The 2,873-nt window shown below is 52.8% G+C and carries 2 protein-coding genes and 1 pseudogene; 2 read left to right on the top strand and 1 reads right to left on the bottom strand.

The genetic code is table 11. The features are described from left to right. Positions 1–93: 93 nt before the first annotated feature. Positions 94–312, top strand: a pseudogene (locus ABIE33_RS36105) (integrase core domain-containing protein); the annotation flags it as partial. 119 nt (positions 313–431) lie between these two features. Beyond that, the gene (locus tag ABIE33_RS36100; RefSeq protein WP_429133930.1) at positions 432–1,919 is read left to right on the top strand and encodes a rhamnan synthesis F family protein; all 1,488 of its coding nucleotides are present in this window, start codon (positions 432–434) and stop codon (positions 1,917–1,919) included. 288 nt (positions 1,920–2,207) lie between these two features. Here ABIE33_RS36100 and tnpA read toward each other — a convergent pair whose 3' ends face one another. After that, positions 2,208–2,579 carry an IS66-like element accessory protein TnpA gene (tnpA, locus tag ABIE33_RS36095; RefSeq protein ID WP_429133929.1) on the bottom strand — a complete coding sequence of 124 codons (372 nt, stop codon included), beginning with the start codon at positions 2,577–2,579 and terminating at the stop codon, positions 2,208–2,210. Positions 2,580–2,873: the final 294 nt, after the last annotated feature.

Raw genomic sequence — 2,873 nt, 5'->3', positions numbered from 1 at the left:
TTTTGGTCCAGGCCATTGTGTTCTCCATCGAATCTCGCAAATCCGAAGGAATCATAACCTGTTGAAATCACCCACCTCTTTTTGAGGCAGCCTCTGAGCTATCTCCAGCCCGGCAAACCGCAACAGAATGCCTATGTCGAGAGTCTACAACCGCAACGTTCGCCATGAATGGCTCGGCCAATACATTATCGAAAACATCGAGGAGGCACAGGAATTCGCCCCGCAATGTGGTTATGGACCTATAACAACCAACGGCGCAATATGGGTATCGGCGACATCACACCCGTACAGAAACTGAGAATGGTTGCGTGAATTCTAATGTAGCTCCCCTGTTAAAAACGGGAGGATTACCAAAGCTCAGGGATAATTTGGCCGTTCAACAATCTCGATCTTCGAATGGGTTTCTATTGTTAATATATCGAATCTTTAAAATGGCGCGCCATTTTGCCAGACTATCAGGAACGATATACTTCTCAGGAGGTTTTTTTGTTGCTCGCAGCCAACCTTTCCAAGGCTGCAGTATCTGGTGTTACTTGAGATATCGGCACAATTGGAGTAATTGTACTTCGCCGTTTTTTGATAATCGCTATTACTACGAGGCAAGCCAAGATGTGAGAGAGGCCGGACTGGAGCCTGTCTCACATTACTTGGAGCATGGCTGGAGTGAGCTGCGCTCACCCTCGCGGTATTTCGACGCCGAGGGTTTTTCCGAGACCCATTCTCATCTCAACGGGCTGCGACTCGATCTCGCGGAAGTCTGCCTTCGGCTCTACGGATCTTACGCATGGAAAGTCGATGACAAGATTGTGCCTGCGGCATACGCCGGAGGGTCGGATGCGGCGAAAACCTTTACATCGCGTGAGCGGCGGCGTCTGTTCAAGAATTGGCAGAAATATCGAAGTTTTTTCGATGCGGATTTCTACCTAAAGGAATATCAGGAAGCGGCCTCAACCTCTGACGAGGCATTCATGCACTACATGCATCGCGGGTTTTCGGAAGACCGGCAGCCGCGGCGAGACTTCGATGGCTATCGTTATCGTAAGAAAAACGGCCTCTCACGCGGACAAAATCCCTTCCGCCATTGCGTGGATAAGTTACGAGATGGCGAAGGTTTTCCGTCGAACGTGGAAGACCGACTGGACCAGCAGGTCCCTTCCCTTGAGCATTTTCGACAAAAGGGTGAAGTCGCTTCGCACCTGAAGACAACAGAGGCGCGACTGAGCCTGTGTATTCACCTTCACTGTTTTTATATTGAGTTATTGCATGAGGTTGTCGATCGGCTTCGGCCCCTGACCATGCCCTTTTCTTTTGTCGTAACCGTTTGCAGTGATGCCGACGCGGTAACAGCGCGGAGACTTCTGGGTGACCTCAAAGGTCATGAAGATTTCCATGTTTTAGTCGCTGCGAACAGAGGTCGCGACATTGCTCCATTTCTTATCGATGCCAGACCCATATGGCGGAAGTCAGATTTGGTTTTGCATCTTCATACCAAACGAAGCCCGCATATTTCGTGGGGAAACAATTGGCGTCGATATCTAATTGATCGCACGATCGGGGGCGAGCCGTTGCTAGAGGGGGTGATTAACTATTTTCAGCACCATGCTCATACGGGTATTATGTATCCAGAAAACTATTGCATGATTAGGCACTTCACGGAAAAGGAGCAGAATAGTGATTCTATTCGCTCCGTGGCGCAAACGCTAGGTTTGAGGGGTGACTTCCAGGCGCTACGCGAGTATCCTGCGGGATCCATGGCCTTCTATCGGGTGAGCGCACTGGCCGGAATTTTTGACGCAGACGGATTGGAAAATCTGTTTGAAGCGGAGAACGGACAGCTTGATGGAACGACGGCGCATGCCCTCGAGAGACTACTTGCAGAGGCAGTCCGACAAGGCGGCTATGTGGCCACCAGTTATTGACTTATGTGGCAGCGATCGGTATCCCGCCCGCGGTCGAAACCGGCCTTCATGCGGGCGCGTCGTCGCCGCGGTCGCTTGAGCACTTGCCAAGATCCGCAACTACTTCATGCCAAAGCGCAAAAAGCAGAAATTCTAACCGACTGCGCTACAAAGCCCGGTTGTCAACATCTGAGACAGCAAAGGAAGGTGGGGCGTTCGTCGCGCAACCGCTGTTCATACACCAATCATTCCGGAGAGCCCCGCCGGAAGTAAGCGGTGCATTGACCCCTGTTCCCATCGGAAACGGATTCACCGCAATGTCTCCAGGCCACGCATGATCCGAAGCAGCGCTTCAACGTCGACATCGCGGTCCACGATCACACGGCGACCGTTCACGCTGACAACCTCCATTCGGCCGGCGTTTGGCAATGACTCTGCTGCTGGCTCTACCTCTGGGACAAGCAGCGCCGGGACAAAGCCGCCCACGGCCGACGCAACATCCAGTTGCCACGCTCGTGCGAGCCGGTGCCACTCATATAACTGCGAACGCGATATCCCATGTCGCCGCGCCGTCGTCGCACACAAGCCGGGTTCCGAATAGCTCTCGGCGACAATCTGCAGCTTCATCTCTTTGCTGAAGCGTCGCCGCCGGCCGCTATCGATAATCTCAAGCCGTTCCATTCCGCACTGTCCTTATTGACGTCAATAAGGACAGTCAGTGCGAAATCCGACAACTCTGACAAGGCGGCCCACCTCGGATGAGTACCCCGCACCCCTCTCAAATCGGGGTCCAGAATGGCAAAACGGCGCGTGCGAAAGTCGATGTTTTAATCGCCGAAAGACTGTCCGGGATTTACCCGAATCGCTGTCCGGGAATTAGCGTGCGGATTCCAGGAATTAACCGGACGGGGTTCCGATTAATATCCGGACAGCGTTCCGATCTGAAGCCGGACAGCATTCCAATCAATTACCGGA

Source organism: Ensifer sp. 4252 (assembly GCF_050434565.1).
Lineage (GTDB): Bacteria > Pseudomonadota > Alphaproteobacteria > Rhizobiales > Rhizobiaceae > Ensifer.
This window is presented reverse-complemented; position numbering and strand designations above follow the sequence as displayed.